A 24,070-nucleotide genomic window follows, 5' to 3' on the forward strand; every position below is an offset into this window, starting at 1 on the left:
CGCTGAGGATCAGCGAAGATCCTCAGTACAGACCCTTCAGGTCCGTCCCCTCGGGCGCGCGGAAGCAGCCGGAGACGACGCTGACGCCGATCAGGTTCTTCTTCTTCGGGTCCGTGCTGCCGACCCACAGCTCCGCCTTGACGGCGAAGTGCTCCTTCTCGGACTCCGCGAGCAGCTCCAGGCTCTTGGCCTTGCTGTTGTTCGGGCCGTACGAGACCACCTTCCAGCCCTTGGCGGGCAGCGCCTGCCGGAGCCGCTCGAAGCCCTGCTTCAGCTCCTCCTCGGAGACGCCGTACACCGACCAGGGGTGGCGGATCTTGAAGAGGTGCTCACGGTCCTCCGGGCAGGTGGAGGCGCCCGGACCGACCGGGGTGGACGTGGCGCCCGGCAGCCCGATCATGTCGAAGATCTGGCTGGAGACCTCCTTCGTCCGCTTCCTGGCATCCGCGACGTCGAGGGTCGTGGGGGTGTAGCCGAGGTCGTCGGAGCCGCCGGCGTCGTTCATGGAGCATCCCGTCGCGAGGGTGGTGAGGCAGAGGAGGAGGGCGCCGAGCGCCGCGCCACGGACTCTGGTGGGGTGGTTGCGGATGGTCATCAGTCGTCCTCGTTCACCTTGTCGTACTCGCCGATCACGACCTTCGCCTGGTTCGAGAGACTCTCCGAGTCCCTCTCCCAGTACGAGGTGTGACCGCTGGTGTCCACGTCCATCCGGTGCGCCCCGAACAGCTCGTCCGACGGCACGGTCTGCACGTATCCGGCGTTGTACGGAACGCCGTTCCAGGTCTCGACGCCCCATGTGTAGCCGCCGAGCCCGGCGAGCTTGCCGCCCGCCGGCACCACGTCGCTCGTCGCGGCCGCGGACCACACGTGGTCCGCGCCGACGTCGAGGTCCTCGGCCCTGCCGGTGAGCATGCCGGGGCTGCCTACCGCCACGATGTCGTCGGCTGCCAGATCGCCCTTGTTGGAGGCGTCGCCGACGACGGTCGACCCGTAGCTGTGCCCGATGATCGTCGTGTGGCTCTCGTCCGGGCCGCCCTGCGCGGTCTCCAGGCCGTCCATGAACCGGAGCAGCTTGGGCGAGCCGTTGTACGCGTAGTCCTTCTGCGTGGCGTCGGTCGCGACCGACTGCGGAGCCTCGTAACCGAACCAGGTGATGGTGGAGACGTTCGAACCCGGCGACAGGGCCTGGGTCTCGCGCCACATGTCGGTCATCCGGCTGATGTCCTCGTCGAAGTCCTTCAGGTTCGTCGTCGTGCCCGGCACGTAGACGGCGGTGTGGTCGGCGGTGTCGGGGTTGCCGTTGGCGATGATCGCCCGGCCGATCCCCTCCTTGTCGTAGCCGAGGAGGTACGCCTCCGGCAGGCCCCCCTCGCCCGTGGCGTCGAAGCGGGCCTGGATCGAGTCACTGCCCCTGAGCTGCTCCTTCAGCCGCTCCTGGTCCTTCTGCCACTGCTTGTACTCGGGGCTGAGGACCGCGGCGGGGTAGCTGCCGTTCGGGTTCGGGATGTACTGGTTCGGCGCGGGCTTGTTCAGGTCCGTCTGGATCTGCGCCCTGGTCTCGGCGAAGACCGTCCGGTTGGCGTCGTCGCGGACCGAGGACGGGAGGCCGTCCAGGGCGCCGACGGAGGCCGGGTAGAGCGTGGCGTACTCGTCGCGCTGCTCCTGGCTGAGGCCGTTCCACCAGTCGGCGTTCTCCTTGGCGGACTTGCCGTGCGGGATCCGGTCGTCGTCGGCGTACTTCCCGGCGGCCTGCTGGAGCGCCTTGGTGTCGGCGGCGGCGTCGACGAGGTCCGCGGCGCTGACGTCGAGGCCGGGGCCGGCCTTCAGCCTGCGCAGGGCGCCGGCGTAGCGGCCGTCGATCTCGGTGGCCTCGCGGACGGCGTCGCCGATGCGCTGGGCGATGTCCTCGGCCTTGCCCTTGTTGGCGTCGGGGCTGCCGACCCCCTCGCCCTTGCCGGGCGCGAGCGGGACGGGTGCGCCGTGCTCGGCGGTGTTGCTGCCGGGGGCGAGGACGAAGGAGTCGGTCGGGTACTCCACCGAACCGTCGGGCTTCACCGTGAACTTGAGGTTCTCGGCGTCCTCGAGCGCCTGCTTCAGCTTCCGCTGCGGGGCCGCGAGCTCCGAGGCGAGCCCGTTGAGCGCGGTGCGGATCAGTCCGCACTCGGTGTGCAGGTACTGGTAGTTGCGGGAGAGCTGCTGGACGTCGGCGCCCGCCTTGGTGGCGGTCTCGCCCTTCTGCGTGTCGTGGATTCTCGCGAACATGCCGTTGTCGACACGGTCCTTGTCCGCGTTGGCGCGGGAGCTGACCTTGCCCCAGCCGTCGGCGGCGTCCGCGTACTCGTCGAGCTTCACGTCGCGCAGTTGCTGCCAGGTGGGCACGGGCTCAGCCTTCCTTCTGCGCGGGGCTCTGGGCGGGGTTCTGCGCGGGAGCCGGCGCCTCGGCGGCGATCTTCCGCTTCGTGGCGTCCTCGCGTTCGCCGAAGTCGCGGCCCGCGCTCTTCAGGGCGCCCTCCAGGCGGCCGCACTCGTCGCGTACGGCGGTGAGGCGGGCCTTCCAGGTGCCGAGGATCTCCGTGAGGGCGCCGGAGGAGTCGAAGCCGGCGGTGCCGGCGGCGTAGCCCTCGTTCGCGGTGTCGAGGTCGGTGAGGGACATGGCGGTGGAGGCACGCAGCTCGCCGGCGGTGTTCCCGGCCTGGTGCCACGGGCTCTCGTCGGCCTTCAGGTTCGCGTCGCCGCCGCCGGGGCCGGCGGCGGGCACGCCCGCGAGGGTCATCGCCGCGGGCCGTCCGGGCGCTCCTGGCTGTCCGGCCTGTCCGTGTCCGGGCGGTGCGGTTCCGCCGAACAGCTCTTCCCAAGTGGCGTTCAGCGCCATGTTCCACCCCCGTGGTGACCGGATTTTGCTTCCGCGAACCTAGCAAGAGGCGGTGCCGCGCACGAAAACGCGTACGAACGCGGGCGAGCGGCTGGCCGAGCCCCGAGTCACCCCTGCGCAGTACTGCGACCACCCCCGGGTCGCTAGGCTGGCCCCATGTACGGCTACGAGCAGAATCCGGGTGCCCAGCAGCAGTACGCCCCGCCGCAGCAGGGCGGGATGCAGGCCGGGATGCAGGGAGGCATGCAGGGCGGGTACGCGCAGCAGCAGCCCCCGCTCTACCCCGAGCCGTCGCCGCCCTCCCTCGCCGACGCCGTACGCGCCTTCACGACCGGCACCCTCGCCCCCGAGGACTTCCAGCAGATCTTCGCGACGTCGAAGGTCTACTGCCCGCGCGGCGACAACCCCGGCTTCCTGGCCCTGCACAACACCCAGCAGCCGGTGATCCCGATGTTCACCACGCTCAAGGAGCTGCGGCGGTACGCGGGCAAGGAGTCGAAGTACTTCGTCATCACCGGCGCCGAGGTGATCGACCTGCTGCCGACCGGCTACGGCTTCGTCCTCGACATGGAGGGCGACCACCGCATGGTCTTCGACGCCAAGGCCGTGGAGCAGATGGTCGACTACGCGATGCGCCGGATGTACGGCTGACCGACGCTGGTACGTGTGGGAGCGCCCGGGAGGAATTCCTCCCGGGCGTTCCGCGTTCCAGGTGGCAGGAAGTTCATCGTTCAACTAAAGTGGACGTACAAGGTCGCACCCAAGGAGGTCCGGTCATGCCCGCTGTGACTGTCGAGAACCCGCTCACCCTGCCGCGCGTCGCCGCCCCGGCCGATGCCGTCTCCCGCCCCGTGCTCGCCGTCACCACGGCACCGCAGGGCTTCGAGGGCGAGGGCTTCCCGGTGCGCCGGGCCTTCGCCGGAATCAACTACCAGTACCTCGACCCGTTCATCATGATGGACCAGATGGGAGAGGTGGAGTACGCCCCCGGCGAGCCCAAGGGCACGCCCTGGCACCCCCACCGCGGCTTCGAGACCGTCACCTACATCATCGACGGGATCTTCGACCACCAGGACTCCAACGGCGGCGGCGGCACCATCACCAACGGCGACACCCAATGGATGACAGCGGGTAGCGGGCTGCTTCACATCGAAGCCCCGCCGGAGTCCCTCGTCGTCAGCGGCGGACTCTTCCACGGCCTCCAGCTGTGGGTGAACCTGCCCGCCGCCGACAAGATGATGGCCCCCCGCTACCAGGACATCCGCGGCGGCCAGGTCCAGCTGCTGACCTCCCCCGACGGCGGCGCGCTGCTCCGCGTCATCGCGGGCGAGCTCGACGGCCACGACGGCCCCGGCATCACCCACACCCCGATCACGATGATCCACGCCACCCTGCGGCCCGGCGCCGAGATCAGCCTGCCGTGGCGCGACGACTTCAACGGCCTCGCGTACGTCCTGGCCGGCCGCGGCACCGTCGGCGCCGAGCGCCGGCCCGTCCACATGGGCCAGACCGCCGTCTTCGGCAAGGGCGGCGCGCTCACGGTCCGCGCGGACGAGAAGCAGGACGGGCACACGCCGGACCTGGAGGTCGTTCTCCTCGGCGGACAGCCGATCCGCGAGCCCATGGCGCACTACGGTCCGTTCGTCATGAACACCCAGGCCGAACTCCGCCAGGCCTTCGAGGACTTCCAGGCGGGCCGCCTCGGCACGGTCCCGGCGGTCCACGGCATGGGCGAGTAGCCGGACGTACGCCGGACGCACGCCGGTACGAGGCCCGCTGACGAAGCCCGCCGACGGTCGCCGACGGGGTCTCGGACGGGGTCTCGTACGGGGTTCCGACGGCGTCCCTGACGGGGTCGCTGACGGAGCGTCACCCGTACGGCCGTCAGCGCGCGACGACACGCCGACGGGCGTGGTCCGGTGGACAGGTGCAGACGACCAGAGCGCCTCTCCTCCCCGAACCCGCCCGTCGCTTCGCCGCCTGGTGCGTCGTCCTGCTGCTGGCCGCTGCGCTCGCCGCCCTCGGCATCTGGCTGTGCATCGTCTTCCAGACCGCCGTCACCCCCGTCCTCCTCGCGATCCTCGGCACCGCCCTCCTCCGGCCGCTCTACCGCCGCCTGCTCCGTGTGAGGGTGCGGAAGTCGCTCGCCGCCGCGCTCACCGTCGCCGCCGTCGTCGCGGTCGTCGGTGGCGCCACGTACATCGTCGTCCTCGCGCTCATCGAGACCGGCGACCAGATCGTCGCCTCGCTGCGGCAGGCCGCCACCGACATCGCCGAGCACCTCGGCGCGGCCGGAACCTCCCTCGACGACATCGCCAAGAACGCCGAGGGGCTCCTCAAGCGGTTCGGCGGCACCGCCGCCTCCGGGGTGATCAGCGGGCTCAGCGTCGTCGCCGAGATGATGGCCACCGCCGTCCTCGCCCTGCTCCTGATCTTCTTCTTCCTGAAGGACTCCGACCGGGCCATGGGCGCCCTGCGCTCCCTCGCCCCCCGCGACACCGGCGACACCGCGGAGGCCATGGCCCGCCGGGCCTTCGAGGCCGTCGAGGGGTACATGCGGGGCACGACCTTCGTCGCCCTCGTCGACGCGGTCATCATCGGCATCGGACTGCTCGTCCTCGACGTGCCCGGCGCGGTGGGACTCGCCGCGCTCGTCTTCGTCACCGCCTACATCCCGTACCTCGGCGCCTTCCTCTCCGGCGCCGTCGCCGTCCTGGTCGCCCTCGCCGACCGGGGCTTCGTCATCGCGCTGTGGGTGCTCGGCATCGTCCTCGCCGTCCAGGTCCTGGAGGGCAACGTCCTCCAGCCCTTCGTCCAGAGCAAGACCGTGCAGATGCACCCGGCCGCGGTCCTGCTCGCGATCACGGCGGGCGCGTCCGTCGCGGGCATCCTGGGCATGCTGCTCGCCGTACCGCTCACGGCCGCCGCGACCGGCGTCCTCCACGAGCTGCGCTCGCGGTACGGCGCGCCACGCGTCGGCACCCCGTAGCGCCGGACACCCCCTAGGCGGCCGCCATCCCGCCCACCTCGAAGGAGGCGAGCATCTGCTCCAGGGCCGCCTGGTCGGGCCCCACGAACGGGTCGGAGTCCGGGGCCATCGCGATCGTCTCCAGCATCCGGTCGGTCATCCGCACGGCCGGCGGCAGATGCGTGCACAGCACGATCTCCGGATTCATCTCCCGCAGCGGCGCGATCGTCGCCCGGTACTTCTCCGCGTCCACGATGTGCACCCACGGGCTGTCGAGCGTCGCCCACAGCAGCTGCGTACCCCGCAGCTCCTCCGGCTTGAGGTCGCTCGCGTGCCCGCTCTCCGCGATCTCCTGGCTCGGCATGGGGCCGCCGAAGCAGTCGGAGCTGAAGCAGATCCGGGTCCTGTCGTCGTAGAAGCCGACGGTGGCGGGGCTGTCGAAGAGGGGCGGCCGGAAGGCGTGCAGGGTGCGGTCGCCGACGTCGAGGGACTGGCCGGGGTTGAGGAAGTACACCCGGTCCATGGGCAGCGCACGCTCGGTCATCATGATGCCGAAGCCGATGAAGGTCGTGATCACGCGCGCGTCCGGGGCCGCGTCGAGCAGGTCGAAGATCCCGCCCGTGTGGTCGCGGTCGGGGTGGGTGAGCCAGATCCAGCGCACGTCGGCCGGGTCCATGACCTCGCCGAGTGACGTGAGGAAGTCACGGTCCTCGACGGAGAGGCCGGTGTCGACGACGACCGGTTCGGCGGCGGTCAGGACGTAGGCGTTGACGGGGATGTGGCCGACCCCCGGGGCTTCGAGGCTGTCGGCGATCACAGTGGTGTCGCTGCCGACCTTGTGGATGTCCATGGCACGCTCCGTGGTCCCCCCGGCGGCCGTACGACACCAGTCTGCGCCGTGCGGCGGGTCCGCGCGCGCCGGGCCCCGGGGCGGGCGGGGCGGGCGGAGGCGCTCAGAGGCGCTCGGAGACTGCTTGACTCCTCGCCTGCCCGACGACCGGGTTTCCCCAAGTCGTCAGAGGCCCCTCGACGGCGGCTCGTTCAGCTCGAACCAGATCGACTTGCCCTCGCCCCGCGGGGCGAAGCCCCACGCGTCCGCGAGCATCTCCATCAGGAGCAGCCCGCGGCCGCTCGACGCCATCTCGCCCGGGTGCCGCTTGTGCGGCAGCTCGTCGCTCTGGTCGGAGACCTCGACCCGCAGCCGCCGCGACTCCTCGCCGCACGCGACCTCGGCGACCAGGAGCGCGTCGCCGTCCGTGTGGACGAGGACGTTCGTGACCATCTCGGAGACCATCAGGACCGCCGAGTCGAGCTGGTCCCCGTCCGTCCAGTCGTGCAGCAGCTGGCGCAGCTGCTCGCGGGCCTCGGCGATCCGCTCCGGCTCCGCCTGGGCGATCGTCATCAGGGTCCGGCGCGGCGCCTCCACCAGTGGACCCGCGGGCCGGCGGGAGAGCAGCAGGACCGCGATGTCGTCCTCGCGGCGGTCGGCGAGAGGCCCCGTCGTGTGGTGCGAGCCGGGGCCGTGGACGGCCTCGACGAGCGTGTCGGCGAGCTGCTCCAGGTCCTCGCCGTCATGGGACTCCAGGAGCCCCTTGACCCGCTCCCAGCCGCTGTCCAGGTCGTGCCCGCCGGTCTCCAGGAGGCCGTCGGTGCAGATCATCAGGGTCTCGCCGGGCTCCAGGGTGAGCCGGGTCGTGGGGTAGTCGGTGTCGGGGTCGATGCCGAGCGGCAGGCCGCCGGCCGTGGGCCTCAGCAGAACCGTTCCGTCGTTCATCCGTACCGCCGGGTCCGGATGCCCCGCCCGCGCGATGTCGACCGTGCCCGACTCCAGGTCGACCTCCAGGTAGAGGCAGGTCGCGAAGCGCGGGCCGCCGTTCACCTCGCCGTCGTCCCCGTCGGTGATCCCGTACAGGAAGCGCGAGGCCCGCGAGAGCACCGCGTCCGGCCGGTGGCCCTCGGAGGCGTACGCGCGCAGGGCGATCCGCAGCTGCCCCATCAGGCCCGCCGCCCGCACGTCGTGGCCCTGGACGTCGCCGATGACGAGGGCGATGCGCCCGGCGCCGCGCCCGCCGGTCCGGGTGGTGCCGCCGGGCAGCCGGATCATGTCGTACCAGTCGCCGCCGACCTGGAGCCCGCCGCCGGTCGGCACGTACCGGGCGGCGACCTGGATGCCGGGGATGCCGGGGCCGAGGACCGGCATCATCGTCCGCTGGAGCCCGAGCGACAGCTCGCGCTCCGACTCGGCCACGCCGGCGCGCGCGAGGGCCTGCGCGAGCATCCGCGCGACCGTCGTGAGCACCGAACGCTCGTCGGGCGTGAAGGCCACCGGGTGCTTGAAGGCGGCCATCCAGGCGCCCATCGTGCGCCCGGCGACGACGAGCGGCACGAAGGCCCAGGAGCGGCGGCCGAAACGCTGGGCGAGCGGCCAGGTCATGGGGTAGCGGCGCAGGTACTCGTCGGGCGTCGGCAGATAGATCGCGCGCCCGGTCCGTACGACCTCGGCCGCCGGGTAGTCGGTCTCCAGACCCATCGACGAGAACGGTCCCTCGTCGCCCTGGCTGTGCCCGTGGTGGCCGATGACGGTCAGCCGGTCGCCCGCCACGCCGAAGACGGCGAGCCCGTCCGGCGAGAAGCCCGGCATCGACAGCGAGGCCGCCACCCGCAGCACCTCGGCCGTCGAGCGGGCCTCTGCGAGGGCCCGTCCCGCGTCGAGGAGGAAGGCTTCGCGGGAGCGGCGCCAGTCGCCGGTGATCGGGGTGTGCGCGGCGGTCCCGGGCTGCTGCTCGGCGACCTCCTGGAGGGTGCCGACGAGCTGGTAGTCGTTGCCCTCGATCAGCGGCTTCGACCTGCTCCGTACGGTACGGAGCACCCGGCCGCGCTCGTCCATGATCCGCAGCCGGGCCTCCGCGAGGGTGCCCTCCGCGACGGCCAGGTTGACGACCCCGTCGATCTCGTTCCAGTCGACCGGGTGAAAACGGGACCGTACGGCCGCCTCGGTGAGCCGCACCGACTCGGCGGGCAGCCCGAGCAGCCGGGCCGCCTCGGCGTCGAGCGAGACGATCCCGGACGCGTTGTCCCAGCGCCACAGGCCGGTCGCGATCGCGGCCAGGACGTCCTCGGTGCGCATTGCCCCACTTTATGAATATCGGACAGCAGGTCGCCACTGAGAGTATTCGAAAAGGGATCATGGGGCGGCCGGTACTCTGGGTGGGTCTGCCCGCGTGTCCTGTGACATCTGTGACAGGGGCCACAGGGTGGCCACCCACTCACCCAAGACCCCGAAGACTGGATGAACGACGATGCATCGGTACAGGTCCCACACCTGCGGCGAGCTCCGCGCCTCTGACGTCGGCACCGACGTCCGGCTGAGCGGCTGGCTGCACAATCGGCGCGACCTGGGCGGCATCCTCTTCATCGATCTGCGCGACCACTACGGCATCACGCAGCTCGTCGCCCGCCCCGGCACCGCCGCGGCCGAGGTCCTCGACAAGCTGACGAAGGAGACCGTCGTCCGCGTCGACGGCAAGGTCGTCTCGCGTGGCGCGGAGAACGTCAACCCCGAGCTCCCCACCGGCGAGATCGAGATCGAGGCCGCCACGGTCGAGGTCCTGGGCGCGGCCAAGCAGATCCCCTTCACCGTCAACACCGACGACGGCGTGAACGAGGAGCGGCGCCTGGAGTACCGCTTCCTCGACCTGCGCCGCGAGCGCATGCACCGCAACATCATGCTGCGCTCCGCCGTCATCGCCTCCATCCGCTCCAAGATGGTGGCCCTCGGCTTCAACGAGATGGCGACCCCGATCCTCGCCGCGACCTCCCCCGAGGGCGCCCGCGACTTCGTCGTCCCGTCCCGTCTGAACCCGGGCAAGTTCTACGCGCTGCCGCAGGCGCCGCAGCAGTTCAAGCAGCTGCTGATGATCTCCGGCTTCGACCGCTACTTCCAGATCGCGCCCTGCTTCCGCGACGAGGACGCCCGCGCGGACCGCTCGCCGGGCGAGTTCTACCAGCTCGACGTCGAGATGAGCTTCGTCGAGCAGGAGGACGTCTTCCAGCCGATCGAGAAGCTGATGACGGAGATCTTCGAGGAGTTCGGCGGCGGCCGCCACGTCACCTCGCCCTTCCCCCGCATCCCCTTCCGCGAGTCGATGCTGAAGTACGGCAACGACAAGCCCGACCTGCGTACGGCCCTCGAACTCGTCGACATCTCCGACGTCTTCGAGGCCTCGGAGTTCAAGGCCTTCGCCGGCAAGCACGTCCGCGCGCTCGCCGTCCCGAACACGGGCGACCAGCCCCGCAAGTTCTTCGACGCGCTCGGCGACTTCGCGGTCTCCCTCGGCGCGAAGGGCCTGGCCTGGGTCCGCGTCGGCGAGGGTGGTTCGCTGACCGGCCCGATCGCCAAGTTCCTCACCGAGGAGAACATCAAGGTCCTCACCGAGCGCCTCGGCCTGGAGCCGGGCCACGCGATCTTCTTCGGCGCGGGCGAGTTCGACGAGGTCTCCAAGATCATGGGCCCGGTCCGGGTCGAGGCCGCCAAGCGCGCCGGCCAGTTCGAGGAGAACGTCTTCCGCTTCGCGTGGATCGTGGACTTCCCGATGTACGAGAAGGACGAGGAGACCGGCAAGATCGACTTCTCGCACAACCCGTTCTCGATGCCGCAGGGCGGCATCGAGGCCCTGGAGACCCAGGACCCGCTGGACGTCCTCGGCTGGCAGTACGACATCGTCTGCAACGGCATCGAGCTGTCCTCGGGCGCGATCCGGAACCACGAGCCCGAGATCATGTTCAAGGCCTTCGAGATCGCGGGCTACTCCCGCGAGACGGTCGAGCACGAGTTCGCGGGCATGCTCCGCGCCTTCGAGTACGGCGCCCCGCCGCACGGCGGCATCGCCCCGGGCGTCGACCGCATCGTGATGCTCCTCGCGGACGAGCCCAACATCCGCGAGACGATCGCCTTCCCGCTGAACGGCAACGCCCAGGACCTCCTGATGGGCGCCCCGACGGAGCTGGACGAGTCCCGCCTGCGCGAGCTGAACATCCAGCTCCGCAAGCCGGTCGAGAAGGCCGCCCCGAAGCCGGCGGAGGACCGCCCGGTGACGGACGCGGTCCACCCGGACGCGGCGCGGTAATCACTGACGTTCTGCCACTGAAGGGCCCCGGAACCGCACGACGGTTCCGGGGCCCTTCGCGCCGTGCCGTGGCGTGGGGCTGCCTCACGTCAGAGACTCACGGAATCTCTCCATGGAGGCGGCGAAGTCGCTTCTCGCGCCGTCCTCCTCGGGGAGGGCCGAAAGAGCCTTCTCTGCGAATTCCTGAGCGGGGCGGAGAACCGAGTCCGCGAGCTCTTCGAGACTGCATGTCCCCACCGTCGTGCCCTGCGCCGAGACGGACACGGTTTCCTTGCGGTCGAGGCTGAAGTCGAGTCGGAACGAGGTGCCGGTGCCCACGAAGGAGGCCGTTTTCTGCCGGCCGGTGAAGAGAGGGCGCAGGGCGTCGAGAAGGAGGGGAACCGACAGGTGGATCATCATCCCCTGGTCGGGGACATGACCTGCCGACCCCACCGCTCCGCTCTCCCCCTCGCACGTGATGTCCCCGAGGTCGAAGGCGCTGGGTTCGCCCTGCCCGGGGCGCACGGTGAAGGTCATCTTCAGCGCGGGCTGAAGATCGCGCAGGGTCCGCAGCATCGCGTCGAGGTCCGCCCATGCTCGAATACAGAAATCCTGGTCCTGCATAGCGGACTTGACGCGGTCGCCGAAGGCGGGCGAGGCCGCGGGGTTCTCGCCGTCTCCCAGGATGCGGGCGGGAGCCAGGAGCCAATTCCGTCGTGACGTGTCGATGCGCCAGTCCACCTGGGTCGGAGTCGTGGCGACAGCCCGCTCGATGCGCCGGAGCTTCTCGGCGCTTGGTTCCTCGAACCTCCAGCCCAGGAAGGGGACCTGGTGGTATCCGTACATCGGGTGGCGCCCGCCGCTGACCCGGATCCACCTCAAGGACCCCAGCCCGCTGAGCGTCTTCCCGGCCAGGTCAAAGAGCTCCGACATCGGCCAGGACCTCCTTTCCTTCACACGGAGCGGCACACCAGGACGTCCCCGTACCCGAGTCCGGTGAGGGGGCCGCCGGACAGGTGGGCCAGCAGGGAGTGCGGAGGGTCCATGAACTCCATTGCGCGTCCGTATTTCTCGATCCGGTCCACTGTGAACCTTCGTGGATCGTCTCCCTCCTCGAGAGCGAATGACTGCCCGGTCCGGACGATGCCCCCGATACACCGAGCGATGCAGACCCCTCCGTCAGGGCTGTCCTGCTCCACGGAATAGATCTGGAGCGTGGGGAGTTCCGTTTCGTCCATCTGGTCTGTGCGCCTTCACGGGAGGTGTGGAATGAGCTTCAGCCAGGCTTGAGTCTCTTGGAATACGGGGGTGGTCTCTTTCAGGAGCGCGTGCAGGGGAAGCAGTGGAGTCAGCATGTTCTTGATCCGGCGTAGCCGGAGCATCCGGTCCCGCGGCGCTGACCGCCAGTCCTCGGCTTGCTGCTCGGCAGCCTCCAGCGAGACTCCCAGGTTCCCCAGGATCTCCGAGCAGAGGGCGGGGAGATCCCGCGCCGCATCGGAGTCGCTCACCCCGAACTCCAGGATCATGCGGGCACGCGCGCGGGCGGATTCGGCCATCGTCTGTTGGGGCGTCTGGCTCCGCGCCATTCCGGCGATCGCGGAGAGGGCGAGGTGTCCCCAGCGGAGCCTGGTCTCGCGCGTGAGGGCGGGGGACTGCATGCGGCCGACCGCGAGAACCCTCAACTGCACCCAGAGTTCCAGCGGCCAGTCCTCGACCGCAGGCGTCAGCAAGTGGCGTTCCAGCTCCGCCGGCGAAGACGCGTCGAGGAGCCGCTTGGGGATCCCGTCGCCGGGAGCAGACCCGATGATCCTCGCTCCTTCCCTCGCTCAGCGTTCCGGACCAAGCCTTGCATCCTCGCTCGTCCGCGAAGATCTCCTCGGCCGAGGCGGCGGTGACGGCACGGGCCCGCGGTCCACAGCCACCAGAGAGTCCTTGTCCGATCAGCCTTCAGGCGCATCCTTGTAGCGCGGTAGGCCATCGGTCGAGATCGTCCATTCGGCGATGGTGACGTCCTCGCCGTACACGAAGTCCTTGCGGGTGGCGTAGCGAGGGCCGTCGGGCGTGGGGTGGATGTCGGTGAGGACGGCCCCGGTGCCGGTGCGGGGGTCGAAGACCGCGTAGGAAGGGACACCGATCAGGGGATAGTCGCGCACCTTGGTCACCCAGTCGTTGTCAGGATTGGAGCGAGAGACGACCTCGATTGCGGCGAAGAGCGTGCGGGGGTCGAAGGAGCCAGGGACGTCCATGTCCGCGAGGGCGATCACCATCACATCGGGCCGACGCATGATGCCTTCGGATACATCCTCGACGTCGGGTTCGCCCGTGTGGGCCACGATCTCTTCCGGCATCACCTTCTCAAGGCGTCTGCGGAGGTGCACGGTGGTCAGTTCGTGCGGGCCGACGGGCGCCATCATGTCGTGAACGATCCCTTCCTTGGTGACCTCGAATTTCCCGGGCACGGTGTCGTCCATGGACTGGACGAAGTCCCGCATGGCCCGGTACCGGAGGGAGGCGGCCTGCCGTGCGTCGTCCGGGGCGATGGTCATGGCGCTCGCTCCTCGTCGTCTGTGCCCAGGGGCAAGGATCGTCACGTCCATGCTAGGCGGATCCCGCGTGATCGGATCGGCACGCACCGCAGGTGCCTGGTTCCGGGGCGCGGTAGGCGCGGTCGCAGGTGTCGCAGTTCTGGAGGGGGTGCCGGGCGGCGGGCGGGTCCTTCGGGGCGCGGAATGGTGGCAAGGGTGGGAGCTGGGCCGTAAGGCGGTGGGCCAGGAGTGCTGCCGGGCGGTGGAGGGGTTCCTGCGGGAGGTCCGTCGTCAGGGCGCGGTGGACGGCCTCGGGGGTGAGATCGCGCTCCAGCCAGGCCGCGACGCCCGGGACGAGGTGTTCCGCGTCCGTGGCGGAGATCAGGAGTCGGGCGTCCTCGCGGCGGAGGCCGGACAGAACGCCTAGGGCTGTCTGGAGGAGATCCGGGGCGGGGTACACGGGCTGCGGTACGGAGGGGAGGGCGCGGCGTCGGGGTGGTTTCTCCACGACCCGTCGGGGATGGGGGCTCGGTTCGTCCCCGCCACCGGCTGTCCGGCCCGGCTGGTTGCAGGAGACCGTACGGGTGACCATGTGGCCCTGGTCCGTGCGTACGCGGGTGCGCCGCAGGTAGCCGTGGGCCTCCAGCTCGCGCAGGGCGTTGGCGATCCGGGTCTTTCCCTCGGGGAAGCGTTCGGCGAGGGTGTCGATGTCGACCTGAGCGCCGGTCGGCAGGGACTGGATGTGGACGGCCAGGCCGATGGCGACGAGAGACAGGTTCTCGTGCTGGGCCAGGTGGTTGCCGACCACCGTGAAGCGGGTGGTGTGGCGGGCGTTGTCGTGGACGACACCGCCGTAGCGCCTGCGGGTACTCCTGGAGGAGTGGTTTTTCCCGTCGTTACGGGACTGGGCGTGGGGGCGCACGCTAGTGTTTTGGGTACCCATGGGGAAGGTGCTTCTTCCTCGTGGTCAGGCCCTCGCATTGGGATTGCCGTCCCGGCGAGGGCCGACGTGTGTCTGTGGTCATATGCCAGCCGAGCTGAGCGTAAAGCAGGCAACCCGGTTGGAATTCAGCTGAGTTGGGGTTCTTCACTCTCATGAGTGAGTGTGTGCCCAGGGTGGGAGGGGTGGGGCTTGGTCCGGGTTCTTTCTCTCTGTGGTCGTCCTTTGGGGGGCCGTCCGCCTCACCGAAGCCCGGATTTCCGGGGTTCGGTGGATGCATTTTCTTCGCAGGTCAGGGGCGTGGCAGGTCGAGTTCGGCCCATACGGTCTTCCTCGGTACGGGGCCGAGCCCGACACCCCGCCGGTCGGCCAGCGCCTCGACGAGGAGCAGCCCGCGTCCGGAGTCGTCCTCGGGGTATGCGGGTTGGAGGCGTGGGAGGTTCTCGCCTCGTGTGTCCGTGACTTCGATGCGCAGGACGTCGTCGTGGGTGACGAGCGGCACCTCGTGATCCCGCATCCACTCGGCGGCGAGTAGGCGCGCGAGTCGGGCCCCGCGTGGCGTGGGGGACAGCAGGACGCTGAAGTGACGTGTGAGTGAGTGGAGTTGATCCGCATTCTTCTGGTTCACAGCGTCGAGCCTCGTCGTCGCCGACTAGCGTGAACAGTGACGAAGTCAATGCGTAGGGTGACTGTCCGGAGCTTGTCCACTGCTGTCCGGGCTGTCCGGAGTCCTCCCGGGGGAGGTGTCGCGCTACGAAGGGGCGAGGGAAGGGTGCGGGTATGTCGGTGGACGGTGGGGCGCAGCGGCTCAAGACCGAGGCGGACGAGCCGGGGTGGGAGGTCGACCCGGACGACGACTGGGGTGTGGCCGTAGTTGCCACTGTGGGGCGGCAGTTGCGGCTGCGGAGAGAGGGTGGGGATGCGTGCCGCCGAGCTCGGGGCGGCCACCGGGTATGGCGAGGACCTCATCTACAAGATCGAGAGCGGGAAGCGGATCCCGCGACCTGAGTTCCTGGGCAAGGCGGACGAGGTGTTGGGGGCGAGGGGTCTGCTCTCGGCCATGAAGGAGGACGTGGCGAAGGTCCGCTACCCGAAGAAGGTGCGGGATCTGGCGGACGTCGAGGCGAAGGCCGTAGAGATCGGTGCGTACGTATGCAACAGCATCAGTGGGTTGTTGCAGGCGTCGGAACACGCTCGCGCCGCATTCGAGTCGCGGCAACCTCCCTACCCTCAGGCCGAGGTGGAGCGGTTGGTGGCTGCTCGGGTGGCTCGGCAGTCCGTCTTCGAGCGGGACCCGGCGCCTTCGCTCGGCTTCGTGCTGGAAGAGGCGCTGCTGCGACGGCCGCTGGGAGGCACAATGGTGTGGCGAGGACAGCTCGAACGTCTTCTGGAGGTGGGCCGGTTGCGCAACGTCACGCTTCAGGTGATGCCGACGCACGTAGAGGTCCATCCCGGTCTGGACGGCAAGATCGAGCTGCTGAAGTTCGTGGACGGCACTGCGACGGGACGCTCCGACGGTGCGTTCAACGGTCGTCCCGTCACGGACCCGAGGCAGGTACACATCCTTGACCTGCGGTATGGCACGATCCGGGCTCAGGCTCTCCCGCCCCGGGAGTCGCTGGCCTTCATTGAGCAACTGCTGGGAGAGACATGATCCGCAAGTCCTCTACCGGGGACGCCTCCGAACTGGCGTGGTTCAAGAGCAGCTACAGCGACGGCAACGAGGGCGATTCCTGCATCGAGGTCGCCACCACCCCCGCCACCGTTCACGTCCGCGACTCCAAGAACCTCTCCGGTCCCCAGCTCGCGCTGACGCCGGCCGCCTGGGCGGGCTTCGTCTCGTACGCCGTCCGCCACTGACGTACACGGGACCCGTGGGCTCAACCGGTGTGGGACACCACGGCGTCGATGAGCTCCGGCCAGAGTTCTCGGGGGCGGTCGTGGCCCATGTCGGGGACCAGCAGGAGTTCGGCACCCGGCACGAGCTCCGCCGTGCGCCTTCCGCCGCTGGGGTCGATCAGTGTGTCGTCCAGGCCGTGGATCACCAGCGTCGGGACGCGCAGTTCGCGCAGGGCCTCCGCGCGTGAACCGCTGAGGATCATCGCGGCGAGCTGTCGGCCGAGTCCCGCCGGGTGGTACGAGCGGTCGTAGCTTGCGGCGGCCAGCTCCCGCAGTGCTGCGCCGTCGCCGTAGCGCCGGGAGGCCCAGACCAGTTCCCGCTCCGCCGCCGCGACGTATCCGTCGCGGTCAGCGGGCTTCGGGGTGGCCATGACCGCCTGCGCCTCCGGGCTGGACCGGCCGTATGCGTTCTCGCCGGTCGAGGACATCATCGACGTCAGGGTCAGTACCCGCTCCGGGGAGGATTGGGCCATCGTCTGGGCGATCATTCCGCCCATCGAGCTGCCGACCACGTGGGCGCGTTCGATGCCGAGCGCGGTGAGCAGAGCGAGGCCGTCGTCGGCCATGTCGTGAAGCCGGTAGGGGGCCATCGCGAGGGCGGTGGGAATGTCGCCCGAGCTGACGGTGGCGATGAACTCGGCCACGTCGACGGGGTGAGCGTCGAACTTGGTGGACAGCCCGCAGTCGCGGTTGTCGTAGCGGATCACGTAGCGGCCGCGATCCGCGAGCGCCCGGCAGAAGTCCTCGTGCCAGCCGAGCATCTGCGCGCCGAAACCCATCACGAGCAGGACGGGTGGGTCCCCGGGGTCGCCGAAGGTCTCGTACGCGAGGGACACATCGAGGGACACGGCAGTGATCGGCATACAGGGAGCCTGTCATGGCCGGCCAGGGCGCGTCTCCGGATATCCGGTGCGTCCGCTGTGCGTTCACCTTCAGTTCAATGCAACGCGTAGTGTGTGGGTGTTGCGTTGTGATTCAGTGTCGTTGCAACGAAATATGTGTGCTGAGCTGCGAGGATTCGAGTGGGGTGCAACGAGCGCGTTGCGTGGCGAGTGAATGCGCCGTAGCGTTTGCGTTGTCGGAAACAAGGAATCGCCTCAGGAGAACATCATGCGGAACTTCGCCACCACCGCCCCGATCGCCGTCGTCCTCGACATCCCGGCCGGCCACATCCGCTTCATCGCCGCCGACCGCGCCGACACCAACGTCGAGGTCCTCCCCGCGAACGCCGGGAACAGCAACGACGTGAAGGCGGCCGAGCGGGTCTCCGTCGCCTACGCCGACGGTGTCCTGCGGATCGAGGCCGCCGAGGCCAAGAGCCGGATCCTGGGCAACTCCGGGGCGGTCGAGGTCACCGTCCAGCTGCCGGCCGGTTCCCGTGTCGAGGCGAAGACGGCCGCCGCCGACTTCCGGAGCGTCGGACGGCTGGGTGACGTGACCTTCGAGGGCGCGCAGGGCGCGGTCAAGCTCGACGAGACCGCCGCCGCGCGCCTGACCCTCCAGGCCGGCGACATCGCGGTCGGGCGCCTGGGCGGCCCGGCGGAGATCAGCACGCAGAAGGGTGACCTCCGGATCGCCGAGGCCCTGCGCGGGACCGTCGCGCTGAGCACCCAGGCCGGTGACATCTCGATCGGTGCCGGGCGCGGTGTCTCCGCCACCCTCGACGCCGGCACCGGCCTGGGCCGGATCACCAACGCCCTCCAGAACAGCGAGGGCGCCACCGCCGGCCTGAACATCCACGCCACCACCGCCTACGGCGACATCACCGCCCGCACCCTCTGACCCCGCCCCGGACCGTCCGGCCGAGCGATCCGGGAAAGACATCGCGCGGCCTGTCACACATCCCGTCCGGGCTCCGTCAGTGCTGTGTCCGGCTCGGTCGAGGCGGACGCCGGAGAGGCTGAAGGAGCCGTCGCGATGTTCACCGAGATGTCCACCACCGCAGTCGTCGTCACCGCCGTCGCCGCCTTCATGGCCGGGTTCTCCGCCGCGGCGATCTTCTTCAAGGCCGCGTTCGTCGTCGAGCCCCTCGCCGCGTACGGCGTGCCGCGGTCGTGGTGGAACTGGCTCGGGGCCGCCAAGGCCGCCGGGGCCGCCGGGCTCGTCGTCGGGTTCTTCGTGCCGGTGATCGGGACCCTGGCCGCGATCGGGCTCATCCTGTACTTCGCGGGTGCCGTGATCACGATCATCCGCGCCCGCTCGTACGCCCACGTGCCCTTCCCGCTCGTCTACATGGCCCCCGCCGTCGCCGCCCTCGCTCTGACCTGGTGACGGGCAGCGCGTACGGCGAAGGCCGCCACCCCGATCCACAGGGGTGGCGGCCTTCGCCGTACGAGAGGGACGTCAGTCCTTCTTCGGCTCCTCCAGGCGCGGGAACAGCACCGCGCCCTTCGTCACCGTCGCGCCCGCCGGGAGCCGGCCCCAGGTCGCGGAGGACTGGACCGGCTGGGCCGCCAGGGCGCCCAGGGACGCCTCGGCGCCCAGGGAGTCCCAGAGCGCCTGCGAGGTCTCCGGCATGATCGGGTTCAGGAGGACGGCGACCGCGCGGAGCGACTCGGCGGCCGTGTAGAGGATGGTCGCGAGGCGGGCCTTGCCCTCCTCGGACTCGTCCTTCGCGACCTTCCACGGCTCCTGCTCCGTGATGTAGCCGTTGACCTGCTTCACGAAGTCGAAGATCGCCAGGATGCCGGCCTGGAAGTCCAGCTCCTCGCCGATCTTCGCGTCGGCCACCGCGACCGCCTTGGCCAGGCCGTCCTGGATCGCCTTCTCCGCGTCGCCGTCGGCCGCCGAGGCAGGCAGCTCGCCGCCGAAGTACTTGCCGACCATCGCCGCCACGCGCGAGGCGAGGTTGCCGTAGTCGTTCGCCAGCTCGGACGTGTACCGGGCGGTGAAGTCCTCCCACGAGAACGAACCGTCCTGGCCGAAGGCGATCGCCCGCAGGAAGTACCAGCGGTACGCGTCCACGCCGAAGTGCGAGGTCAGGTCCTGCGGCTTGATGCCCGTCAGGTTCGACTTCGACATCTTCTCGCCGCCGACCATCAGCCAGCCGTTCGCCGCGACCCGGCCGGGGACCGGCAGGCCCTGCGCCATCAGCATCGCGGGCCAGATGATCGCGTGGAAGCGGAGGATGTCCTTGCCGATGAGGTGCACGTTCGCCGGGAACGTCTCGTCGAACTTCGCCTGGTCGGCGCCGTAGCCGACGGCCGTCGCGTAGTTCAGGAGCGCGTCGATCCACACGTAGATGACGTGCTTGTCGTCCCACGGGACCGGGATGCCCCAGTCGAACGTCGAGCGCGACATGGAGAGATCCTCCAGGCCCTGCTTGACGAAGTTCAGCACCTCGTTCCGGGCCGACTCCGGCTGCACGAAGCCCGGGTTCGCCTCGTAGAACTCCAGGAGCTTCGGGCCGTACTCGCTCAGCTTGAAGAAGTAGTTCTCCTCCTTGAGGATCTCCACCGGCTTCTTGTGGACGGGGCACAGCTTGGTGCCGTCCTCGGCCTCGATGAGGTCGCCGGGGAGCTTGAACTCCTCACAGCCCACGCAGTACGGGCCTTCGTACCCGCCCTTGTAGATCTGACCCTTGTCGTACAGGTCCTGCACGAACTCCTGCACGCGATCGGTGTGACGCTTCTGCGTGGTGCGGATGAAGTCGTCGTTCGCGATGTTCAGGTGCTCCCAGAGGGGCTTCCAGGCCTCCTCGACGAGCTTGTCGCACCACTCCTGCGGACTGACGTCGTTCGCCTCCGCGGTGCGCATGATCTTCTGACCGTGCTCGTCCGTGCCGGTGAGGTACCACACCTTCTCGCCGCGCTGACGGTGCCAGCGCGTGAGCACGTCGCCTGCGACGGTCGTATAGGCGTGGCCCAGGTGAGGAGCGTCGTTGACGTAGTAAATGGGGGTCGTGACGTAGAACGCCTTCGCCCCCTGCTTCTCGGATCCAGTGGCCGCCATGGTCGAAATCCTAACGGTCGTACGAAGATCCACTCACATCGATAAACCCCGGGCGCCGGCGGCGGGGCGGGGTGGGGAAGATGGAGGCATGCGTGTACTCGTCGCCGAGGACGAGCGGGACCTCGCCCGGCTCGTCGCCCTCGGCCTGCGCCGGGCCGGATTCGCCGTCGATGCCGTCCACGACGGTGAGGCCGCGCTGGAGCGGCTCGACCTGTACGCGTACGACGTGCTCGTCCTCGACCGTGACCTGCCCCGCGTCCACGGCGACGAGGTCGCCCGCCGCCTCGTCACTGCCGGCTCCCCGACCCGCATCCTCATGCTGACCGCCGCCACCGCCGTCGAGGACCGCGTCGAGGGCCTCGACCTCGGCGCCGACGACTACCTCGGCAAGCCCTTCGAGTTCCCCGAGCTGGTCTCCCGCGTACGGGCCCTGCGGCGGCGCTCCGCCCGGCCCGCCCTCCCGCCGCTCCTCGGACGGGACGGGCTGCTCGTCGACACCGTCCGGCGGACCGCCACCCGCGACGGGCGGGACCTCGACCTCTCCCCCAAGGAGTTCTCCGTCCTCCAGATCCTCCTGGAGGCCGAGGGCGCGGTCGTCTCCGCCGAGGAGCTCCTCGAACGCGCCTGGGACGCCCACGCCGACCCCTTCACCGGGGCCGTACGCGTCTGCATGAGCAAGCTGCGGGCGAAGCTGGGGGAGCCGACGGTCATCCGGACCCTGCAGGGTGTGGGGTACGTGCTGTGACCACTCCCCTGCTCGGGGCCGGGTCCACCATCCGGACCCGGATCGCGCTCGTCTACGGCGGCGTCTTCCTGGTCCTCGGCGCCCTCCTGCTCCTCCTCGTGAACCTGCTGGTCAGAGCCGGTACGGACGGGGAGACCGAGGAGATCGTCGCGCGCGCGGACGACGTCGCCGTCGTGGAGGCGTACCGACTCGGCGCCGACATCAGCGACGCCGCAGGCGACCAGATGCTCATGTGGTCCTGCCTCGGCCTGCTGCTCATGGCCTGCGGCGCGGTCGTCGTCGGCTGGTGGACCGCCGGGCGCGTCCTGCGACCCGTGCACGACATGACCGCCCGGGCGCGGCGGCTCTCCGAGCGGAACCTGCACGAGAGGATCGCGGCGAGCGGCCCCGACGACGAGCTGAAGGAGCTCGGCGACACGATCGACGCGCTCCTCGGACGCCTGGAGACGGCCTTCGACAGCCAGCGGCGGTTCATCGCCAACGCCTCCCACGAACTGCGCACCCCGCTCGCCACGCAGCGCGCCGCCATCCAGGTCGGGCTGGGTGACGACTGCGAGGTGCGGCAGGTGCTCCTCGACTCCAACCGCCGCAGCGAACGGCTCATCGACGGGCTGCTCCTCCTCGCGCGGAGCGAGCGCGGGCTCGCGGAGCGGGAGGCGGTGGTGCTGGGGGAGGTCGTCGCGGAGGAGTACGAGGACGCCGACGTGGTCCTCGACGGGGGCGTCGTCGTGGGGAGCAGGGTGCTGCTCGGGCAGCTCGTCCGGAACCTCGTCGCCAACGCGGTCGCCTACAACCTGCCGGAGGGCGGGACCGTCGGCGTACGGGTGGAGGGCGGGGTGCTGACCGTCGTCAACACGGGACCGGTGGTCCCGGAGGCGGACGTCGCCGGGCTCTTCGAGCCCTTCAGGAGGGGTGAGGGGCGGGACCGGATGGGGCCGGGCGCGGGGCTCGGGCTCTCCATCGTGCGGTCGATCGCCGTGGCCCACGGCGGGAGCGTGAAGGCCGTCGCGCGGGGCGCGGAGGCGGGTGGCGGGCTGGTGGTGGCGGTGACCCTGCCGGTCACCGCCACCCCTGCCGTCGCCTCTGCCGCCGCCTCTTAGAACTCGAGGTCGGCGAGGAGCCCGCGGTAGAACGCCGGGTGCGCCGTCTCGACCGGGGCCGGTCCGGGGAAGTACGTGGCGGTACGGGGCGTGCCGTCGAGCTTCCGGAGGTAGTCGAAGGCCTTGTTGTCCTCCTCGCCCCAGGCCACGAACCGCCAGTGCAGCGGGCGGTCCGCCGCCTCGGCCAGCGCCTGCGTGGCGGCCGTCTTCGACTCGGGCGCGCCGTCGGTCTGGAAGACGACCAGGGCGGGGCGCGTCGGGTCGGCCTTCTCGTGGTGGGCGAGGACCTCCTCCACCGCACGGTGGTAGTTGGTGCGGCCCAGGCGGCCGAGCGTGCCGTTGATCTCCTCGACGCGGGTGGGCGTGAGGTCGGCGGGGGCGAGCTCGACGGTGCCGTCGATGTCCGTGGAGAAGAACACGGTCGTGACGGTGGCGGCCTCGTCCAGGTGCGCGGCGAGGGCCACGGTCTGCTCGGCCAGACGCTGCACCGAGCCGTCCTTGAAGTACCCGCGCATCGAACCGGACCGGTCCACGACGAGGTACACGGCGGCCCGCGCCCCGGTGAGCCCCTGCTTCTTGAGCACGGCCCCGGCCGCCTTGTAGGCGTCGGCGAGGTGCGGGGCGACGGCCTTGAGCTGGGCGAGGGGGACGGCGGGCGCGGCGTCGGCGTCCGCGTCCGTGTCGGTGTCCGTGTCGGCTTCGCCGACGGTCGCCTCCGGCTCCGCCGGGCTGTCGGTCGCGGCGACCGCCGCCGCCGGCTCCTGCGGAGCGGCTTCCGACGCGGCAGCGTCCTCGGCGTCCGCCTCAGCGGCAGCCGCCACTTCCGGCTCCGCCGAGCTCGGCTGCTCCTCCGGCACGTCGGCGACAACCTCGGCCTCGGCCGGGCTCACGTCGTCGGCCGTGACGACCGCCTCGGGCTCCGCGTCCTGCTCCTCCGGAGCAGTCTCGGATGCCACGGGGGTGACGTCCGGGGCCGTGTCGTCGGCGTCCGCCGCGACGGCCTCCGCCGTCGGCTCCGCCGCTTCGGCCTGCTCCTCCGGAGCGTCGGCGGCGATGGCCGCCTCCGGCTCCGCCGGGTCGGCCTCGGCCTCGGCGTCGGCCGTCGCCTCGGGCTGCGCCGCGTCCTCGGCGATCGGAGCCGCCTCCGGCTCCTCAGCCGCGGGGGCCGAGTCCGTGTCGCCGGCGTCCTCCGCCGCAGCGGCCTCAGCCTCGGCTTCCGCCGCGACGGTCTCGGTCGCGGCTTCCGCCACGACGGCCTCGGCCTCGGCCTCAGCTTCGGTCTCGGCCTCAGCGGCAGCCGCCGCCTCCGGCTCCGGCTCCGGCTCCGCAAGGTCGGCCTCGGCCTCAAGCGGCGCAGCCGGCTCGGCGGCTTCGGCCTCGACCGTAGCGACGGGCGCCTCCGCTTCAGTCGCCTTCGCCTCGGCGGGCGCCTCTGCCTCCGGCGCCTCGACCGCCGACGCCTCGTCGGCCACCGTCTCCGACGCGTCTACGGCCTTCGACGCGTCTACGGCCTTCGACGCGTCCACGGCCTCCGCCGTGTCCACAGCCTCCGCCGTGCCCGCCGTCTCGGACGCGTCCGACGTCTCCGCCGTCTCCCCGCTCCGTGCCTTCGGCACCTGCGGGTTGTCGAAGGACGCCGCCACCAGGTCGTCCGCCGCTCGGCGGGCCTCGGCTTCCTTCGGGTCCGGGGACGTCGAGGGGGAGGTGTCCGTGGACGAGGCGGCCTCACGCGTCTGGGCCGGGACGGAGGTCGACGGGGTGTCCTCGCGGTCCCGGCCGAATACCTTGCGCAGCATGCTCCGAATACCCATGGGCGAACCCTTTCGCATGAGTGGGTGCAGTGTGAATGTCCGTACTGGGCGTTTCGGGACGTTCATCCCTGGCCAGGGCGGACACGTAAGGTTAGCGGCCACCCCCTGCCTCCTCCGTGACCCGGTCGCCTCCGGTTGCCGCGCATTCATTCGG

The 24,070-nt window shown here is 70.4% G+C and carries 22 protein-coding genes and 1 pseudogene; 10 read left to right on the top strand and 13 right to left on the bottom strand.

Annotation, left to right across the window (positions count from 1 at the left end; all coding sequences use genetic code 11):
* Window positions 1-22: 22 nt before the first annotated feature.
* From DEJ46_RS20310 to DEJ46_RS20320, 3 genes are read right to left on the bottom strand one after another with little or no spacing between them, the layout of a single operon-like run.
* Window positions 23-595: a hypothetical protein gene (locus DEJ46_RS20310; RefSeq protein WP_150268399.1), complete on the bottom strand. Its 573-nt coding sequence runs from the start codon at window positions 593-595 to the stop codon at window positions 23-25.
* Window positions 595-2,379: an alpha/beta hydrolase gene (locus DEJ46_RS20315; protein WP_150268400.1), complete on the bottom strand. Its 1,785-nt coding sequence runs from the start codon at window positions 2,377-2,379 to the stop codon at window positions 595-597. The genes DEJ46_RS20310 and DEJ46_RS20315 overlap by 1 nt, the downstream gene beginning before the upstream one ends.
* 4 nt (window positions 2,380-2,383) lie before the next feature.
* Window positions 2,384-2,872 carry a hypothetical protein gene (locus DEJ46_RS20320; RefSeq protein WP_150268402.1) on the bottom strand — a complete coding sequence of 163 codons (489 nt, stop codon included), beginning with the start codon at window positions 2,870-2,872 and terminating at the stop codon, window positions 2,384-2,386.
* 156 nt (window positions 2,873-3,028) lie between these two features.
* Here DEJ46_RS20320 and DEJ46_RS20325 point away from each other — a divergent pair, with 156 nt between their 5' ends.
* The 3 genes from DEJ46_RS20325 (at window position 3,029) to DEJ46_RS20335 (ending at window position 5,861) form a co-directional block, all read left to right on the top strand.
* The gene (locus tag DEJ46_RS20325; protein WP_150268404.1) at window positions 3,029-3,523 is read left to right on the top strand and encodes an SseB family protein; all 495 of its coding nucleotides are present in this window, start codon (window positions 3,029-3,031) and stop codon (window positions 3,521-3,523) included.
* 125 nt (window positions 3,524-3,648) lie between these two features.
* Window positions 3,649-4,611 carry a pirin family protein gene (locus DEJ46_RS20330; protein ID WP_150268405.1) on the top strand — a complete coding sequence of 321 codons (963 nt, stop codon included), beginning with the start codon at window positions 3,649-3,651 and terminating at the stop codon, window positions 4,609-4,611.
* Between the two features lie 188 nt (window positions 4,612-4,799).
* Window positions 4,800-5,861 carry an AI-2E family transporter gene (locus DEJ46_RS20335; protein ID WP_150268407.1) on the top strand — a complete coding sequence of 354 codons (1,062 nt, stop codon included), beginning with the start codon at window positions 4,800-4,802 and terminating at the stop codon, window positions 5,859-5,861.
* A 13-nt stretch (window positions 5,862-5,874) separates the two neighbouring features.
* Here DEJ46_RS20335 and DEJ46_RS20340 read toward each other — a convergent pair whose 3' ends face one another.
* A complete protein-coding gene (locus DEJ46_RS20340; protein WP_150268409.1) occupies window positions 5,875-6,690 on the bottom strand; it encodes an MBL fold metallo-hydrolase in 816 nt (271 codons plus the stop codon).
* 165 nt (window positions 6,691-6,855) lie between these two features.
* Complete coding sequence (locus tag DEJ46_RS20345; RefSeq protein ID WP_150268411.1) at window positions 6,856-8,967, bottom strand: SpoIIE family protein phosphatase; 2,112 nt, start codon at window positions 8,965-8,967, stop codon at window positions 6,856-6,858.
* A gap of 172 nt (window positions 8,968-9,139) precedes the next feature.
* On the opposite strand from DEJ46_RS20345, the gene aspS reads away from it, so the two are divergent.
* Window positions 9,140-10,966, top strand: a complete 1,827-nt coding sequence (gene aspS / locus DEJ46_RS20350; protein ID WP_150268413.1) for an aspartate--tRNA ligase — start codon at window positions 9,140-9,142, stop codon at window positions 10,964-10,966.
* Between the two features lie 84 nt (window positions 10,967-11,050).
* On the opposite strand, the gene DEJ46_RS20355 is transcribed toward aspS, so the two are convergent.
* The 5 genes from DEJ46_RS20355 to DEJ46_RS20375 form a co-directional block, all read right to left on the bottom strand.
* Window positions 11,051-11,914, bottom strand: coding sequence for a hypothetical protein (locus DEJ46_RS20355; RefSeq protein ID WP_150268415.1), 864 nt, complete (start codon window positions 11,912-11,914; stop codon window positions 11,051-11,053).
* Window positions 11,915-12,198: 284 nt separating this feature from the next.
* Complete coding sequence (locus DEJ46_RS20360; protein WP_150268417.1) at window positions 12,199-12,675, bottom strand: hypothetical protein; 477 nt, start codon at window positions 12,673-12,675, stop codon at window positions 12,199-12,201.
* 210 nt (window positions 12,676-12,885) lie between these two features.
* On the bottom strand, window positions 12,886-13,491 hold the full coding sequence (locus DEJ46_RS20365) for a Uma2 family endonuclease (RefSeq protein WP_150268419.1): 606 nt from the start codon (window positions 13,489-13,491) through the stop codon (window positions 12,886-12,888).
* Between the two features lie 52 nt (window positions 13,492-13,543).
* Window positions 13,544-14,413, bottom strand: a complete 870-nt coding sequence (locus tag DEJ46_RS20370; RefSeq protein WP_190622775.1) for a helix-turn-helix domain-containing protein — start codon at window positions 14,411-14,413, stop codon at window positions 13,544-13,546.
* A 289-nt stretch (window positions 14,414-14,702) separates the two neighbouring features.
* Window positions 14,703-15,038, bottom strand: coding sequence for an ATP-binding protein (locus DEJ46_RS20375; RefSeq protein ID WP_150268423.1), 336 nt, complete (start codon window positions 15,036-15,038; stop codon window positions 14,703-14,705).
* A gap of 152 nt (window positions 15,039-15,190) precedes the next feature.
* Between DEJ46_RS20375 and DEJ46_RS20380 the strand changes: the two are divergent.
* Window positions 15,191-16,064 (top strand): annotated as a pseudogene (locus DEJ46_RS20380) (helix-turn-helix domain-containing protein).
* A complete protein-coding gene (locus DEJ46_RS20385) occupies window positions 16,061-16,270 on the top strand; it encodes a DUF397 domain-containing protein (RefSeq protein WP_150268425.1) in 210 nt (69 codons plus the stop codon). Before DEJ46_RS20380 ends, DEJ46_RS20385 begins: the two are co-directional and overlap by 4 nt.
* 20 nt (window positions 16,271-16,290) lie before the next feature.
* Here DEJ46_RS20385 and DEJ46_RS20390 read toward each other — a convergent pair whose 3' ends face one another.
* The gene (locus DEJ46_RS20390; RefSeq protein WP_150268427.1) at window positions 16,291-17,172 is read right to left on the bottom strand and encodes an alpha/beta fold hydrolase; all 882 of its coding nucleotides are present in this window, start codon (window positions 17,170-17,172) and stop codon (window positions 16,291-16,293) included.
* Between the two features lie 247 nt (window positions 17,173-17,419).
* On the opposite strand from DEJ46_RS20390, the gene DEJ46_RS20395 reads away from it, so the two are divergent.
* Both DEJ46_RS20395 and DEJ46_RS20400 read left to right on the top strand, forming a co-directional pair.
* Window positions 17,420-18,091 (top strand): DUF4097 family beta strand repeat-containing protein, encoded by a 672-nt coding sequence (locus tag DEJ46_RS20395; RefSeq protein WP_150268429.1) that lies wholly within the window; start codon window positions 17,420-17,422, stop codon window positions 18,089-18,091.
* Between the two features lie 135 nt (window positions 18,092-18,226).
* Window positions 18,227-18,580: a DoxX family protein gene (locus DEJ46_RS20400; protein WP_223834837.1), complete on the top strand. Its 354-nt coding sequence runs from the start codon at window positions 18,227-18,229 to the stop codon at window positions 18,578-18,580.
* 72 nt (window positions 18,581-18,652) lie between these two features.
* On the opposite strand, the gene metG is transcribed toward DEJ46_RS20400, so the two are convergent.
* Window positions 18,653-20,260, bottom strand: a complete 1,608-nt coding sequence (gene metG, locus DEJ46_RS20405) for a methionine--tRNA ligase (protein ID WP_150268431.1) — start codon at window positions 20,258-20,260, stop codon at window positions 18,653-18,655.
* A gap of 88 nt (window positions 20,261-20,348) precedes the next feature.
* Here metG and DEJ46_RS20410 point away from each other — a divergent pair, with 88 nt between their 5' ends.
* Window positions 20,349-21,005 (top strand): response regulator transcription factor, encoded by a 657-nt coding sequence (locus tag DEJ46_RS20410; RefSeq protein ID WP_150268433.1) that lies wholly within the window; start codon window positions 20,349-20,351, stop codon window positions 21,003-21,005.
* The gene (locus DEJ46_RS20415; protein WP_150268435.1) at window positions 21,002-22,105 is read left to right on the top strand and encodes a sensor histidine kinase; all 1,104 of its coding nucleotides are present in this window, start codon (window positions 21,002-21,004) and stop codon (window positions 22,103-22,105) included. Before DEJ46_RS20410 ends, DEJ46_RS20415 begins: the two co-directional genes overlap by 4 nt.
* Here the strand turns inward: DEJ46_RS20415 and DEJ46_RS39995 are convergent.
* Window positions 22,102-23,901 (bottom strand): VWA domain-containing protein, encoded by a 1,800-nt coding sequence (locus tag DEJ46_RS39995; protein WP_223834839.1) that lies wholly within the window; start codon window positions 23,899-23,901, stop codon window positions 22,102-22,104. The two genes, DEJ46_RS20415 and DEJ46_RS39995, sit on opposite strands and share 4 nt — an antisense overlap.
* Between the last annotated feature and the right edge of the window lie 169 nt (window positions 23,902-24,070).

The sequence above is a fragment of the Streptomyces venezuelae genome (genome assembly GCF_008642375.1).
GTDB lineage: Bacteria > Actinomycetota > Actinomycetes > Streptomycetales > Streptomycetaceae > Streptomyces > Streptomyces venezuelae_G.

Coding starts and splice junctions, on each gene's coding strand:
- DEJ46_RS20345 (WP_150268411.1), bottom strand. CDS start 8,967: ATGCGCACCGAGGACGTCCTGGCCGCGATCGCGACCGGCCTGTGGCGC.
- DEJ46_RS20325 (WP_150268404.1), top strand. CDS start 3,029: ATGTACGGCTACGAGCAGAATCCGGGTGCCCAGCAGCAGTACGCCCCG.
- DEJ46_RS20310 (WP_150268399.1), bottom strand. CDS start 595: ATGACCATCCGCAACCACCCCACCAGAGTCCGTGGCGCGGCGCTCGGC.
- DEJ46_RS20340 (WP_150268409.1), bottom strand. CDS start 6,690: ATGGACATCCACAAGGTCGGCAGCGACACCACTGTGATCGCCGACAGC.
- DEJ46_RS20395 (WP_150268429.1), top strand. CDS start 17,420: ATGCGGAACTTCGCCACCACCGCCCCGATCGCCGTCGTCCTCGACATC.
- DEJ46_RS20410 (WP_150268433.1), top strand. CDS start 20,349: ATGCGTGTACTCGTCGCCGAGGACGAGCGGGACCTCGCCCGGCTCGTC.
- DEJ46_RS20320 (WP_150268402.1), bottom strand. CDS start 2,872: ATGGCGCTGAACGCCACTTGGGAAGAGCTGTTCGGCGGAACCGCACCG.
- metG (WP_150268431.1), bottom strand. CDS start 20,260: ATGGCGGCCACTGGATCCGAGAAGCAGGGGGCGAAGGCGTTCTACGTC.
- DEJ46_RS20330 (WP_150268405.1), top strand. CDS start 3,649: ATGCCCGCTGTGACTGTCGAGAACCCGCTCACCCTGCCGCGCGTCGCC.
- DEJ46_RS20400 (WP_223834837.1), top strand. CDS start 18,227: ATGTTCACCGAGATGTCCACCACCGCAGTCGTCGTCACCGCCGTCGCC.
- aspS (WP_150268413.1), top strand. CDS start 9,140: ATGCATCGGTACAGGTCCCACACCTGCGGCGAGCTCCGCGCCTCTGAC.
- DEJ46_RS20385 (WP_150268425.1), top strand. CDS start 16,061: ATGATCCGCAAGTCCTCTACCGGGGACGCCTCCGAACTGGCGTGGTTC.
- DEJ46_RS39995 (WP_223834839.1), bottom strand. CDS start 23,901: ATGCTGCGCAAGGTATTCGGCCGGGACCGCGAGGACACCCCGTCGACC.
- DEJ46_RS20390 (WP_150268427.1), bottom strand. CDS start 17,172: ATGCCGATCACTGCCGTGTCCCTCGATGTGTCCCTCGCGTACGAGACC.
- DEJ46_RS20370 (WP_190622775.1), bottom strand. CDS start 14,413: ATGGGTACCCAAAACACTAGCGTGCGCCCCCACGCCCAGTCCCGTAAC.
- DEJ46_RS20365 (WP_150268419.1), bottom strand. CDS start 13,491: ATGACCATCGCCCCGGACGACGCACGGCAGGCCGCCTCCCTCCGGTAC.